The organism is Comamonas testosteroni (assembly GCF_014076415.1).
Classification (GTDB): Bacteria; Pseudomonadota; Gammaproteobacteria; order Burkholderiales; family Burkholderiaceae_C; genus Comamonas; species Comamonas testosteroni_F.
The window spans coordinates 3,083,497-3,097,127 of the sequence record NZ_CP043568.1; the positions used below are offsets into that span (position 1 = coordinate 3,083,497).

Annotated in this window: 12 protein-coding genes and 1 pseudogene; 8 read left to right on the top strand and 5 right to left on the bottom strand. The window is 56.2% G+C overall.

Going from position 1 to position 13,631, the window contains the following annotated elements; genetic code table 11:
• Window position 1: 1 nt before the first annotated feature.
• Both F0P97_RS14025 and F0P97_RS14030 read right to left on the bottom strand, forming a co-directional pair.
• On the bottom strand, window positions 2-613 hold the full coding sequence (locus tag F0P97_RS14025; RefSeq protein WP_182282879.1) for an anthranilate synthase component II: 612 nt from the start codon (window positions 611-613) through the stop codon (window positions 2-4).
• A complete protein-coding gene (locus tag F0P97_RS14030; protein WP_182282880.1) occupies window positions 610-2,073 on the bottom strand; it encodes an anthranilate synthase component I family protein in 1,464 nt (487 codons plus the stop codon). The genes F0P97_RS14025 and F0P97_RS14030 overlap by 4 nt, the downstream gene beginning before the upstream one ends.
• A 192-nt stretch (window positions 2,074-2,265) precedes the next feature.
• Here F0P97_RS14030 and F0P97_RS14035 point away from each other — a divergent pair, with 192 nt between their 5' ends.
• From F0P97_RS14035 to F0P97_RS14065, 8 genes and pseudogenes are all read left to right on the top strand, one after another.
• Entirely contained in the window at window positions 2,266-3,714 is a 1,449-nt protein-coding gene (locus F0P97_RS14035) for a PLP-dependent aminotransferase family protein (RefSeq protein WP_182282881.1), read from the top strand.
• Between the two features lie 324 nt (window positions 3,715-4,038).
• Window positions 4,039-5,038 (top strand): IS5 family transposase gene (locus F0P97_RS14040; protein ID WP_182282882.1). Its coding sequence is split into 2 segments (ribosomal slippage): window positions 4,039-4,581 and window positions 4,583-5,038, totalling 999 coding nucleotides; the frame shifts between segments, so codons are not numbered across the junction.
• A 62-nt stretch (window positions 5,039-5,100) separates the two neighbouring features.
• A pseudogene (locus F0P97_RS27600) lies at window positions 5,101-5,217 on the top strand (IS5/IS1182 family transposase); the annotation flags it as partial.
• Window positions 5,218-5,412: 195 nt separating this feature from the next.
• Window positions 5,413-6,789, top strand: a complete 1,377-nt coding sequence (locus tag F0P97_RS14045) for a DUF1329 domain-containing protein (protein WP_182282883.1) — start codon at window positions 5,413-5,415, stop codon at window positions 6,787-6,789.
• Between the two features lie 480 nt (window positions 6,790-7,269).
• On the top strand, window positions 7,270-8,985 hold the full coding sequence (locus F0P97_RS14050; protein ID WP_182287206.1) for a SulP family inorganic anion transporter: 1,716 nt from the start codon (window positions 7,270-7,272) through the stop codon (window positions 8,983-8,985).
• A 40-nt stretch (window positions 8,986-9,025) separates the two neighbouring features.
• Window positions 9,026-9,820, top strand: a complete 795-nt coding sequence (locus F0P97_RS14055) for a GGDEF domain-containing protein (protein ID WP_003074940.1) — start codon at window positions 9,026-9,028, stop codon at window positions 9,818-9,820.
• A 4-nt stretch (window positions 9,821-9,824) separates the two neighbouring features.
• Window positions 9,825-10,676 (top strand): MinD/ParA family protein, encoded by an 852-nt coding sequence (locus F0P97_RS14060; RefSeq protein ID WP_042438298.1) that lies wholly within the window; start codon window positions 9,825-9,827, stop codon window positions 10,674-10,676.
• Between the two features lie 52 nt (window positions 10,677-10,728).
• Window positions 10,729-11,502, top strand: a complete 774-nt coding sequence (locus F0P97_RS14065; RefSeq protein ID WP_182282884.1) for a sulfurtransferase — start codon at window positions 10,729-10,731, stop codon at window positions 11,500-11,502.
• Between the two features lie 134 nt (window positions 11,503-11,636).
• Here F0P97_RS14065 and F0P97_RS14070 read toward each other — a convergent pair whose 3' ends face one another.
• From F0P97_RS14070 to F0P97_RS14080, 3 genes are all read right to left on the bottom strand, one after another.
• Entirely contained in the window at window positions 11,637-12,191 is a 555-nt protein-coding gene (locus F0P97_RS14070; protein ID WP_182282885.1) for a flavodoxin family protein, read from the bottom strand.
• A 179-nt stretch (window positions 12,192-12,370) separates the two neighbouring features.
• Complete coding sequence (locus tag F0P97_RS14075) at window positions 12,371-12,778, bottom strand: DoxX family protein (RefSeq protein ID WP_182282886.1); 408 nt, start codon at window positions 12,776-12,778, stop codon at window positions 12,371-12,373.
• Window positions 12,779-12,847: 69 nt separating this feature from the next.
• Complete coding sequence (locus F0P97_RS14080) at window positions 12,848-13,549, bottom strand: pirin family protein (RefSeq protein ID WP_182282887.1); 702 nt, start codon at window positions 13,547-13,549, stop codon at window positions 12,848-12,850.
• Between the last annotated feature and the right edge of the window lie 82 nt (window positions 13,550-13,631).

Here is a 13,631-nt window from a genome sequence, read left to right on the forward strand (position 1 = left end):
ATCAAGCAACCACTTGGACATGAGGAACTATGCTTGAAAAAACATATTCCTCAATAAAACACGAAAATATTGAGGCCCCATCCTTGGTTGCAATGCTCTCGGGATGAAATTGAACACCTTCAATTGGCATAAATCGATGCCGTAATCCCATTATCTGATGATCATCATTCGCATATCCGCTAACTACTAGATCCGCAGGTAAATTTTTTTCGCTCACCACAAGTGAATGGTATCGGGTTGCAGCGAAGGGCTTCCCTCCATTATTTCTGAAAACACCAAGACCATCATTAATAATTCTGCTTGTTTTGCCATGCATACATGTGTTGGAACGAATGATCTCCCCACCGAATGCCATGCCAATTGCTTGATGACCTAAGCAGACGCCCAAAATTGGTATGACACCTTTGTATTGGTCGATGATTTGTAGGTATCCGGCTTCTTCTGGTCGTCCGGGGCCTGGACCAAGTACCACAAATGAAGGTCTAATAGTCAGCTCCGAGAATAGCTCAGAATCATCGCAACGCATAACCTTGGTCACCAACCCAAGCGTCCGCAGATAGTGATCAATGGTGTAGATAAAACTGTCGTAGGCATCTACTAGAATGACATTCATGAAATTATCTCCTTATTGGTTAGCGTCCGATACAATAACCGCATCTTTGTCAGCGTCTCCTGCCATTCTCGCTCTGGATTGGAGTCATACACAATGCCGGCACTCGCACGAATTTGGTAATTCCCGTCTTTATGACAAGCCATTCGAATACAAAGTGCCATATTCATTGAGCCATCGAAGCCGATAAATCCGATTGCGCCCGCATACTGTCCACGAGGTGAGTTCTCTAGATCTTCAATAATCTCCATTGCTCTAATCTTAGGTGCTCCAACCATGGTTCCAGCGGGAAATGTAGCCATAAGCACATCAACAGGATCGACCTCAGGTTGCAAGTTACCCTCTACAGTAGATATAAGGTGATATAGTGAAGGGAATTCTTCCATTTTCATCAAGCTGGAAACGGTGAGTGTTCCGGGTTCACACAGTCGCCCAACATCATTTCTACAAAGATCCACAAGCATTATGTGTTCTGCATTTTCCTTTTGTGATGAAGTGAGTTCTGCATAGAGCTTCTGAGCATCTAGATCCTCAGATTTACCCAACGTCCCTGCAATTGGACGCATTGAAAGACGTCGACCTTCTACACGAACATAGTTCTCTGGACTGGCCCCAACAAGATCCATATCTGGAGCTTGGTGCAGGAACATATACGGCGAAGGATTTTGCTCTCGTAATAATGCGTAAAAAGCACTTGGAGGCATCTCGTTTCTAATATCTATGCTGTGACCAAGTTGAACTTGGTATATATCTCCAGCATGAATGTGCTCCAGAGCTTTATGGCAAGCCAAAAGATACTCTTCTTTAGTGGACGAAAAATTTACATCAACATTTTTTGGTAGAATTTTGAGGGGCTGCTCTGCCGGTGTAAATAGTGCTTTCAAGTCTGCCACAACTGGGTCACCAAAGCCGCTGGCACGATTTACATATAGGAAAATGCAGTCCTCTTGAAATACAGCAGTATGCTGAAAGAGATCAAGTCGAATAAGTGGTGAAGATTTTCTCGGCATACGCCAAGAAAAATCCTCGATGAATGCTGCCGCATCGTAGTCAATACGAGCTACGAAACCAGCGTGAAATCCGTTGCTGGCCAGGTCCGATCTATAACTTGATGCGGTCAGTGCTCTGAGCACGTCCCAAATCTGCTTCTTCGATTTTATTTTCGCCTCACCAGACGCACTAAACTGAATTTCAGCCTCTAATGATGATTCAATTGTTTTTATTAGATTTTTTGAGATGACATCGTTTGCATTAACACTAATAGCATCTTGATTAATGCTAATAGTTGCAAGGTGGCCAATTGCCACTAGTGAATTCCGGCAATCCTCCAATGGGCCACTAATTGACTCAGCGAGGAAAGCATGTTCGTTGCCATATTGCAGAACTGATCGACGATAGACTGAAAATGGATCTATTCCTGGCGATTTTTCCAGCTTAAAAACTTCTGTCAGTATCGTTTGCATGCTTTGGATCCAACACTAGTAAGTAGTTCGTTCGTGCTCAATCTTCTATGTTGTTGCCTTAGCATGCTAGACACAAGAAAACCAGTTCAGATCAGTACAGCTAGGACAAATTACAATCTGTACTCATGCGATCTGGCTTGAGCTGTACTTGTTCGAGCTGGCTCAGTTCAGGAAATTCTCAAGATTCTAAAAATGTCGAACCACTTCACCCCGAGGATTCCCAAGTACAAAAAGCTCGCAGACGATATCGAGGCAGCTATACGGATTGGTACCTATGAGCCAGGGGAGCGCCTCCCATCTTTGAGACAGACAGCCCTCACCCACGCGGTCTCGCTGTCAACGGTGCTGGAGGCATATCGTTGCCTTGAAGATGCTCAGTTGATTGAGACTCGGCCCAAAGCTGGTCACTTCGTCACGCGATGGCCTGGGGGCCTTCTTGAGCCAGAAGTCAGTACTCCTCCAGCATATGCAGCGCCAGTCGCAGTCGCAGAACTCATCGAGATGGTGATGAACTCTGCTGGGATGCCCGACCTGATCTCTTTTGGCTCTGGGTATCCAACAGTGACACAGCTCCCAACAGGCAAGATTGAACGTGCGATGACAAAAGCCATTCAGCAAAGTGCTGGAGCGCTAAGCCGATATCCAGTTGCTTTAGGCCACGATGGTCTGCGTAAAACTATTGCACAGCGCAGTCTTTCGCTGGGTTGCATTCTTGACCCTAATGAAATAGTGCTTACGACCGGAGCTACAGAAGCGATTAGCTTGTGTCTTTGTGCCTTGCTTAAGCCTGGTGACACGGTCGCGCTTGAGTCACCAACTTCATTTGGATTTCTTCAGATTCTTGAAGCATTAAAGCTCCGCGCGCTGGAGATCCCAACTCACCCTAGATATGGTCTATCTGTTGATGCACTTTCACTAGCTTTGCGGGATTTAAAGGTAGATGCCATACTTGCCACGCCGACGCTATCAAATCCAATGGGGACTAGTATGCCAATTGGTGAGCGGAAGCGTCTTGCGGAGTTAGTCACTCAACGACAAATTCCCTTGATAGAGGACGTAATATATAATGATCTGTCCCCAAGTGACACACTTCGTCGAGCGGTAAAATCGTTTGACAAAGATGGTTGGGTGCTTACGTGCAGCTCATACTCGAAGACAGTTGCACCAGGACTACGAATTGGATGGTTGCAAGCTGGCCGTTTCAGTGAGAGAGTAAGAATGTTAAAGACAGCTTTTTCTGGTGGAAACTGCGCAATCAATGAAATTACGTTGATGACATTGCTCGCAGAGTCTAGTTATAGTCGTCAGTTGCGCAGGCTGCATAAAATAAATCATCAGGTCTTGCAAGAGGCACGCCAAATTATAGAGAGCTCATTCCCGCCAGGTACTCGTGTCACAAACCCTGATGGCGGATCCACTCTATGGCTTGAGCTACCGAGCAATTTGGATTCACAAATCCTTTTCAAGGCATGTCTCGATGATCGAATTTTAATTGTTCCCGGAACAATATTTAGTGCTTCAAGATCGTATCTGAACTGTATCCGACTTAATATTCCAGGGAGTTTTGAGATTTTACACATCCGGGCTTTACAGCGGATTGGAGAGATCGCATCATCTCTATTGGGAAAATTTGATCTATGAATGTGAATCGCCCCGGCTTTTGAGGAGACTCAACACCCTGAGAGGATTAAGCCATGAAGAAGTCAAACAAGTTCTCGCCGGAAGTAAGTCTTGCAAGCCGCTCCGTCGGCATATCGAAGATATGTGGAGCTGCTGCGCGAGCCACATAAGCACTGTACCCACGCTCATTGCGACCAGAAAATTGAACGTGTCTGGCAGGCCAACATGCAGGTCTATGGCGCCGACAAAGTGTGGTGGCAACCGCCACGCCAGCTAGGGAATCTCTGAATAAATCCTCAACGCATGTGCTTGCACTGCGTGCCGGGTGCGTCAGCATTCCGGCCCATGCAGCAAACTGATCTCGGCCTGAACCTCTCCACCAAGAAGACACGCAAACGCGAATTCCTTGAACAGATGCAGCAGGTTGTGCCCTGGAGGGATATGCTGGCACTGATTGCACCATACGCTCCAGAAGGGCGCAAAGGCCGACCACCGTTTCCCGTTGAGATGTTGCTGCGCATCCACTTCATGCAGCAGTGGTTTATTACCCTCAGCGATCCTGCCATGGAGGAAGCGCTGCATGACATGCCACTGTTCCGGGACTTTGCGGGCTTGTCATGGGACAGCGCTACACCCGATGAGAGCACCATCCTGCGCTTTCGCCATTTGCTGGAAACGCACAAGCTGGCGGAGCAGATTCTGCAAACCGTCACAGACCTGCTGGAGGGCAAAAAGCTACTGCTTCGTACCGGCACCATCGTGGATGCCACACTAATTGCAGCGCCCAGTTCCACCAAGAACAGCACCAGGTCTCGTGATCCAGAGATGCACCAGACCAAGAAAGGTAACCAGTGGCACTTTGGTATGAAGGCCCACATTGGCGTGGATGGCAGACTCAAGGTTGGTGCACACCGTACGAGGCACCGCAGCCAACATCAACGATGTAGTTGAAGCCAACAGTTTGCTACACGGACAAGAAACCAATGGATATGGCGACGCTGGCTACCAAGGTGCTGATAAGCGTCCCGACATGCCTGCGGCCACACCTGAGCGCAAACTGCGTTGGCATATTGCGATGAAGCGCAGCAAGCGCAAGGCCCTGGATCTGATGGAGCCGATCTCCGCCTTGCAGGAGCAACTTGAGCAGGTCAAATCCAAGATACGGGCCAAGGTCGAGCACCCATTCCGGGTCATCAAGCGGCAATTTGGTCATGTCAAAGTTCGCTACCGAGGCTTGAGCAAGAACACTCAGCAGTTGCATACCTTGTTTGCCTTGACCAACTTATGGATGGCCCGTGGCCGGTTGCTTGTGAACATCCAATCCAAGCCAGTGATAACAGCCTAAAAAGGCAATATGCCCGCGAAGCGCGGGCATATTGGCGGGAGAGGAGAGTCGCCAAAAAATTCGAGAACTTCTTTTGCAAGCTCAAGGAGTTCAAACGTATTGCAATGCGCTGCGACAAGGCAGACAGCAGCTTTGCTGCTGCCATCACGTTGGCATCGGCTGTGATCAATTCACGTTAAATCTCAACACGCCCTAGTCATTTTTGACCCGGCCCAAGGCAGCTCCGGCAACGGCGCTGCCTTTTTTGCGTCCTGGGCTTGCCTCGGATGCTGTCGATTAGTCCCAACAGACGATTCATGTCATGACAAATATCTGAAGAATAAATGCTCACAGGCCATGGCCTGCACCATTTTTTCACCAGGAAAACAAGAGCAATGCAACAAAAGACGATGAGCACAGCGCTGATGCTGTGCATAGGTTTGCTGAGCGCAGGAGCCGCCTGTGCCAAGGTTCCCGCCGCGGAAGCCGACAAGCTGGGTAAGGAGCTGACCTGCACCGGCGCCATCAAGGCCGGCAATGCCGATGGCAGCATTCCGCCATTCACGGGCAAGATACTGGGCGTGCCGCCCGGCGTGAAGTTCACCAGGTCCGTGGGACAGTTCCAGCCCGATATCTACGCCAATGAAAAGCCGCTGTTCGAGATCACGGCCGCCAACATGGCGCAATATGGCGACAAGCTCAGCGCCGGCCAGAAGGCGCTGCTCAGCAAGTTCCCCGCCACCATGCGCATTCCCGTCTATCCGGGCCACCGCGACTTCCGTTATGACGACGATATCTGCGCCGTCATCAAGCGCAATGCGCTGGAAGCCGAGGTAGTCAACGACGGCAATGGCGTCAAGGGCTTCATGGGCGCTCTGCCCTTCCCCATTCCCAAGACCGGCCTGGAACTGCTCTGGAACAACCTCATGCCCAGCCGCGCCAGCACCGAAGAGGTGGAACGCGACATGGCTCTGGTGGGCGCGAGCGGCGATATTGCCTGGGGCCGCACCAGCTATATCCAGCTCAGTCGTTATGACTCCAAGGAAAATCTGGGCAAGCCCAACGAAGGCAAATACGCTTATGTGACCAATTTCTCCATCCTGCCCGAGCGCGAAAAAGGTGGTGTGATTCTGTCCATCGAGCCCATGAACTTTGGCACGGACAAGCGCCTGGCCTGGAATTACGATCCCGGCACTCGCCGCGTGCGACAACTGCCCGAGTTCGGCTATGACCAGCCCTCCCCCGGCACCAGCGGCAAGGCGACCATCGACTCAGAACGCCTGTTCAATGGCGGCTCCGAGCGCTACGAGTGGACCATGCACGGCAAGCGCGAGATGTTCATTCCTGCGAACACCTTCCGCATCAACCAGCAGATGAAATACGCCGATCTGCTCAAGCCAGGTCACCCCAACCCTGCCTACACCCGCTATGAGCTGCGCCGTGTCTGGGTGCTGGAGGGCAAGCTCAAGCCCGGCTTCCGTCACCTGTACTCCAAGCGCGTGATGTTCATCGACGAAGACACCGGCCACGCCGTCTCGGGCGACTTCTACGACGCACGCGGCCAGTTGTGGCAGCACGGTGAAATCAACTACTACTATGCCTACGACATCAAGAAATGGCATGCGGGCACATCGTTCTACTATGACCTGAATGCCGGCTCCTATGTGAGCATGAATCTGGTCCAGGAGCGCCCCAAGGCACCGATTCTGGGCAAGGACGACCTCAAACCCAGCCAGTACACTCCCGAGGCGATTCGCAACCTGGGCAACTGACAAACAGCAGGTGGCTCAGCTACCGCGCGCACCACACCACAAGGTGTACAGAGAGGCCATGAGCCTCTCTTTTTTATGGCCGCTCCCGCCCCGAAACGGGAGCGCTGCCCAGCATATGCGCGGGCAGCGTGCTAGGATGAAACAAGGCATCAACATTGAAAATGCATAGCAGTTGGCGCCGTTTTCTCTGTCTTCGAGTCGATTTCAACGTGGGCATCATTCACAAGCAGCCAGCGACCCACCCGGTCGCATGGCAGGGCGCGGATCTGGCGGGCACCCCCTCCCGTACTCATCGGCCATCCGCCGACCCCTTGCCGCCATCGATGCCATGCCGGCCCGGTTTGGGCAACGCGCCTCGAGTCACTTTGGAACAAGGCGTCCCCTCGGCCAATGTCGTAGCCTCGTCCTGTTTTTAATCCCTGCACAACAAAGCCCGACTAAGCTTGCAGAGGATTTAGTTCTGCCGCAATCATGACTTCCATGCAATCCCTGGCCCGATGGCTGCCCTTTCTCAATTGGCCCAAACCGACTTTCGGCCTGCTGCGCGGCGAGTTCTGGGCCGGCCTGACCGTGGGCCTGATGCTGCTGCCCCAGGGCGTGGCTTACGCCGCGCTGGCGGGCATGCCGCTGATTACCGGCATCTATGCCTCCATCATTCCGGCCGCAGTGGCCATTCTCTTCAGCCCCTCACCCCGGCTGGGCGTGGGGCCTACGGCGCTGAGCGCCTTGCTGATCGGCGCCTCTCTGACCGGCATGGCCGAACCGGGCTCGGCCCAGTGGGTGGTGCTCGCTGCGTGGATGGCCATTCTGTCGGGCCTGGTTCAATGGAGTCTGGGCGTGGTACGCGCGGGCTGGCTGCTCAACCTGGTCACCTCCCCCGTACTGGCAGGCTTCACCCAGGCAGCAGCCCTGCTGATTCTGGCCTCGCAGCTGCCCACTCTTCTGGGCATGCGCGCTGACTGGTCCACCGTCTGGCACTCGCCGTCCATCTATCTGTTCAGCATCCAATCCATCGCCTACGGCCTGGTCAGCATGGCTCTTTTGATGCTGGCCAAGAAATGGCGTCCTGCTTTTCCCTCGGCCATTTTCATCATCGGCCTGAGCGGCTTCATCAGCTGGATCACGGGTTTTGCCGATGCGGGCGGAGCCGTGATTGGCCACCTGCCAGCGGGACTGCCCAGCTTCCAGTGGCCCGGCATGCTGGACTGGGAGCAGTTCGGCGCCCTGATCATGCCAGTGCTGGTCATCTCCCTGGTCAGCTTTCTGGAAACCGCGTCCAGTGCCCAGGTCGAGCATCAGCAGGCCGGCACGCGCTGGAACGAGAATCAGGATCTGATTGCCCAGGGACTGTCCAAGATCAGCGCCGGCCTGTTCGGCAGCTTTGCCACCAGCGCTTCATTCTCGCGCTCTGCCGTCAACCTGCTCGCAGGTGCCAGGACCGGCTACGCCAACGTCTTTTCCATTTTGCTGGTGGTTGTGGTCGTGCTCTGGTTCATACCCTGGCTCTACCATGTGCCTCAGGCAACGCTGGCTGCCATCGTGATCACCGCCGTGCTCAACCTGGTCAAGCCCAGCGCCATTCTCAAGCTTTTCAGGATTTCCAAGGTCGAAGCCTGCATCAGCGTCGCCACGCTGGTGCTGACCATCGTCACCGCCCCGCGCATGTACTGGGGTGTGTTCGCGGGCATCATGCTCAGCCAGGCTTACTACCTCTATCACCACCTGCACCCGCGCATCATCGAGGTCGGCGAGCATCCCGACGGCAGCCTGCGCAGCCGCCAGCTTTGGCAATTGCCCCCCCTGGCACCTGAAGTCGTGGCTCTGCGCATGGATGCAGACCTGGACTTTGCCACGGCCACGGCACTTGAGCGCTACGCGGCCGACGCCCTGCAGCAAGCGCCCCAGGCCAAAGACCTGGCGCTGCTGATGCAGTCCATCAACAGCATAGACATCACCGGAGTCGAAACCTTTGCCCGACTGGAACGCCTGGTCGCATTGCGCGGCGGTCTGCTGCACGTGGTGGGGTTGAAGCTGCCGGCCGAGCAAAGGCTGGAGCGCGCCGGCCTGCTGCATAAGGAAGGCAGCCCCATCAGGCTCTACCGCACGGATGCCGACTTTCTGCGAACGCTTGGCAATTTCCCCACAGAACTCACTCAGATCAACGCTGACGAAAAGCCTACATCCACAAAAAGATAGGGGGCGCTGCTACACTGACGGTCATCATTGATAGTTTGTCGTGACCTCATCCGCCCCTCACCAATCCGTGTTTTTGCGCGATCTGCGCCTTGCCACCGCACACAATCTGGTGACTCGCGCGGGCGGTAGTGATAACCGTCTGCCCACTGACACTCCCACCCATTACCTGCAAGCACTGATTGATGGCTTGTGCGCACTGTCTTTGCGCGACCCCCTCACGGGGCTGGCCAACCGACGCCATTTCCGCTCCGTGATCGAGCGCGAGATCGACCGCGTGGCCCGCTCCGGAGAAACCGCACTGCTGCTGATGCTGGACATCGACCATTTCAAGCAGATCAACGACGAGCACGGTCATATTGCTGGCGATATGGTGTTGCAGTCCGTGGCACAGACCCTGTCCGAAATCATTCGCCCCATGGACACCCTGGCGCGCTTCGGTGGCGAGGAATTCGCCATAGTGCTGCCGGTCTGTCCTGCGCATCAAGGCCGTGCGGTCGCCGAACGCCTGCGCCAGGCCATCGAAAGCAACTCCATCGCCGTGTCCTCCGGCCAGTCGCTGAAGGTCACGGTGAGTATTGGCGGGGTCTACGCCCAGCAATGGATTCGCAGCACGGCGCAACTGTGGACCGAGCGTGCCGATCGCCAGCTCTATCTGGCCAAATCCGCGGGACGCAACTGCGTCTGCGTGGAGGATCCGCCCGACAGTACGGTGAGTGCCGAGGAAAAAAGCCTGCTTTTCAGCCCTTTGCCTGCCGCTTCGTTAGAGGAAAATGTCTCTGACAATACAGCACCAGACGTAAACACCGACGCCGCAAGCCAGGTCATAACGCCTTGAGACGATGGACACCTTGGCCCCTCACCCTACTTTGCCCGCTCATATATCCATGGAAGATGCCCTGCGGGCGCCTGGCCGCAACAAGCAGGCCCACATCATTGCCGTCACCAGCGGCAAAGGCGGTGTCGGCAAGACTTTCGTCTCCGCCAATCTGGCTGCTGCGCTGACGCGTCATGGCTTCAACGTGCTGGTATTGGACGCGGACCTGGGCCTGGCCAATCTGGATGTAGTGCTCAACCTCTACCCCAAGGTCACGCTGCACGATGTGTTCACAGGTCGATCCACGCTGGAAGATGCCATCCTGACCACGCCGGGCGGCTATTCGGTGCTGCTGGCAGGCTCGGGCATGATCGAGTACTCGCGCCTCACCCCCGAGATTCGTTCCCAGTTCATGCGCACGGTGGAGCTGCTGCGCCCGCGCTACGACATCATCCTGCTCGACACCGGTGCCGGCATCTCGGATGTGGTGCTGTTCTCCGTGTCTCTGGCGACCGAGGTGCTGGTCGTGGCCACGCCCGAGCCCACTTCGCTGACCGATGCCTACGCCGCCATCAAGGTGCTGGCCCTGCAGCAAAAGCGCCAGCAGATCCGTCTGGTCATCAACCAGGCGCAACGCCCCGGCGATGGCCGCGCCATCACGGGCCAGCTGCAGCAGGTGCTCAACCGCTTCGTGACCACCGAGTCCGGCCAGCCGCTGCAGCTGACCCACTGGGGCGATATTCCGGTCGACTCCGCCGTGCGCGAGGCCGTGATGCGCCGCCAGCTGCTGCTGCAGGCCATGCCCGGAGCACCCGCATCCCTCGCAGTGGCACAGCTGTCCAATAAAATCAAGGCAGAGCTGACGGCCCCGGTCTGAGCTGCATCACCGTCGATGCAGCAGCCGCGCGGCCGCCCCCCCGGATATCGACGTGGCCGACATACTCAACATCTCCTGCTACAAATTCACGCCCCTGCCCGACGCCGACCAGCTGCGCCAGACGCTGCTGGAGCGTGCGCATGACCTGAGCCTCAAGGGCACGGTGCTGCTGGCCGAAGAAGGCATCAACTTTTTCCTGGCCGGCCCTGCCGAAGCCGTACGCGACTTTGTGGAGCAGCTGAAACAAGACCCGCGTTTTGCCGACCTGGCGCCCAAGGAAAGCTGGTCCGAGACCGTGCCCTTTCGCAAAATGCTGGTCAAGGTCAAGAACGAGATCATCCGCATGGATCATCCCGCCATACGACCCGCCCATGGCCGTGCGCCATCGGTCAGCCCGGCCACGCTGCGCCGCTGGCTGGAGCAAGGCCATGACGACGAGGGCCGCGAGGTGGTGACGCTGGACACGCGCAACGACTACGAAGTGGACGAAGGCGCATTTGCCGGCACGATCGACTGGCGCCTGACCAAGTTCACCGAATTCCCGCCGGCACTGCGCGAGCACAAGGACGAATTCGCCGGCAAGACCGTGGTCAGCTACTGCACTGGCGGCATCCGCTGCGAAAAGGCCGCCATCCTCATGCAGGACGAAGGCATCGAAAACGTCTACCAGCTCGAAGGCGGCATCCTCAAATATTTCGAGGAAACCGACGGCAAGTTCTACGACGGCGGCTGCTTTGTCTTTGATGGTCGCGACTCGCTGGGCGCCGATCTGTCGCGTACCGAGCTGGTTCACCCCCGCCCCATCAAAAAGCATTTGATGGAATAGGCCGGCATTCTTCACCCACTATCAAAAACAAAGCGGCTGGCGCTTGCTCATTGCCGATTTCAGAAGACTTGATCTCTGAGATCGTTTGATGATCAACGCCAGCCGCTTTTGATTTGATAGCAGCTCAACGCTGCTTACCTTGCCCAGCGTGCTGCTGCCTTGGCCACGCGCTCGCCAAACTGGCGTGCGGTTTCCAGATCGCCTGCGGCCATCTCGCCGGCCGAAGAGTCAGAGGGGGACTGCGCCATGGCACCGCAGAAACTGCCCATCCAGTTCACATCGTTGCGCTGGGCGGCCTTGGTGTTCGAAGGCAGCAGGCCCAGCCCCACCCACACGCCGCCATGCTGCATGGCCAGGTGGTAGAAATAATCGAGCGTGACCTGCTTGTCGCCCTGCACGCTCGCGCTGTTGGTGAAGCCGGCAAACAGCTTGTCCTTCCAGGCCTGGGCAAACCAGGCCTTGGACGAGGCATCGGCAAATTTCTTGAATTGCCAGCTCGGAGCGGCCATATAGGTGGGCGCGCCGAAGACGATGGCATCGGCCGCAGCCAGTTGCTCCCAGCCACCTTCGGGCAAATTGCCATCGGCGTCGATGGCCAGCAGTTGCGCGCCCGCGCCCTGGGCCACGGATTGCGCCATGCGCTGGGTATGGCCGTAGCCGGAGTGGTAGACCACAACGATATTGCTCATGATTTCTTCTTTCCTGCTTTTCCTGCTTGTATCGGCGCAGCCATCCGCCGCGCCATCGTGAATCTGTGCCAAATAAAGGCCCGCCGGATTGACACCCGGCGGGCCTTGTCTTGCGAGAGCGCGCTAGCTTATCAAAGCCATGACCGCTTGCGCACTTTCAGCCTGCGCGGCCTCATGCTTCAGCCTTTGCGGCCGTCCATGCTCCAGGCGCCTGCCCCATGGGCGGCGTAGCCAAGCAGGCCCCCGACCACGGCGATGTTCTTCCAGAACAGCAGCTGCTGCATCATGGCGGCTTCTGCAGGCACGCCCCAGAAGTTATGGAAGAAGAAGCTGGCGATCAGCGTGAAAAATCCCAGGATCAAGGCCGCGCAGCGCGTGTGCCAGCCAAGCAGGATGGCCAGACCGCCCACGATCTCGATCACCAGGCCCACCGCCACCGCGACCTGGGGCATGGGCATGCCCACCGACGCGGCATAACCCACGGTGCCCGCAAAGCCGCTGATTTTCTGAATGCCCGCAGGCAGGAACAGCAGGGCAATCAGCACACGGCCCGCCAGGTCCAGAGGATTTCGCAATTGATTCAACATCTCAACTCCAGTCATTGCGACCCAGGGCCGCGTTGGTTCATATCAGTACAAGCCTTGAAATCGTCAGACTCAAGGTTCCAGGTCAAACACCAGAACTTCCGCAGCCCGGCCATTGGCAAGGCGCAGGCGCTCCTCATTTTCAATAAGTGCGGCGTCGCCGCTTGTCAGCTTTTGTCCATTCACGTCCAGCTCGCCACGCACCAGGTGCACATAGGTCTTGCGACCGGCCGGCAGGGCCACATCGGCAGCCTCTGCGCCGTCGAACAGACCGGCATACAAGCGTGCATCCGCGTTCATGGGAACCGAGCCCTCGGCACCATCGGGTGAAGCCACCAGACACAGACGCCCGCGCTTTTGCACCTCGCTGAATGTCTTCTGGGCATAGCCTGGCTCGATACCTGTCCGAGCGGGCAGCAGCCAGATCTGCAGAAAGTGCGTGGTCTGCTCCTTGGCATAGTTCTGCTCGCTGTGCACCACCCCCGAGCCAGCGCTCATGCGCTGCACCTCTCCAGGCAGGATGGGGGTTTCATTGCCCATGCTGTCCTTGTGCGAGAGCGCACCTTCGAGCACATAGCTGATGATTTCCATGTCGCGGTGGCCGTGCGAGCCAAAGCCCGTGCCGGGGGCAATCCTGTCTTCGTTGATCACGCGCAGATTGCCGAAACCCATATGGCGCGGGTCGTAGTAACCGGCAAACGAAAAGCTGTGATAGGACTTGAGCCAGCCGTGGTCGGCGTAGCCGCGTTCCTGGGATTTGCGCAGAGTCATCATGGTGTGCTTCCTTTCGTTCAAGTGACTGTCTCTATGGGCTCTACTGTAGAAGTCGCCTGTCAGGCCGTGGCTGAACGGCGTT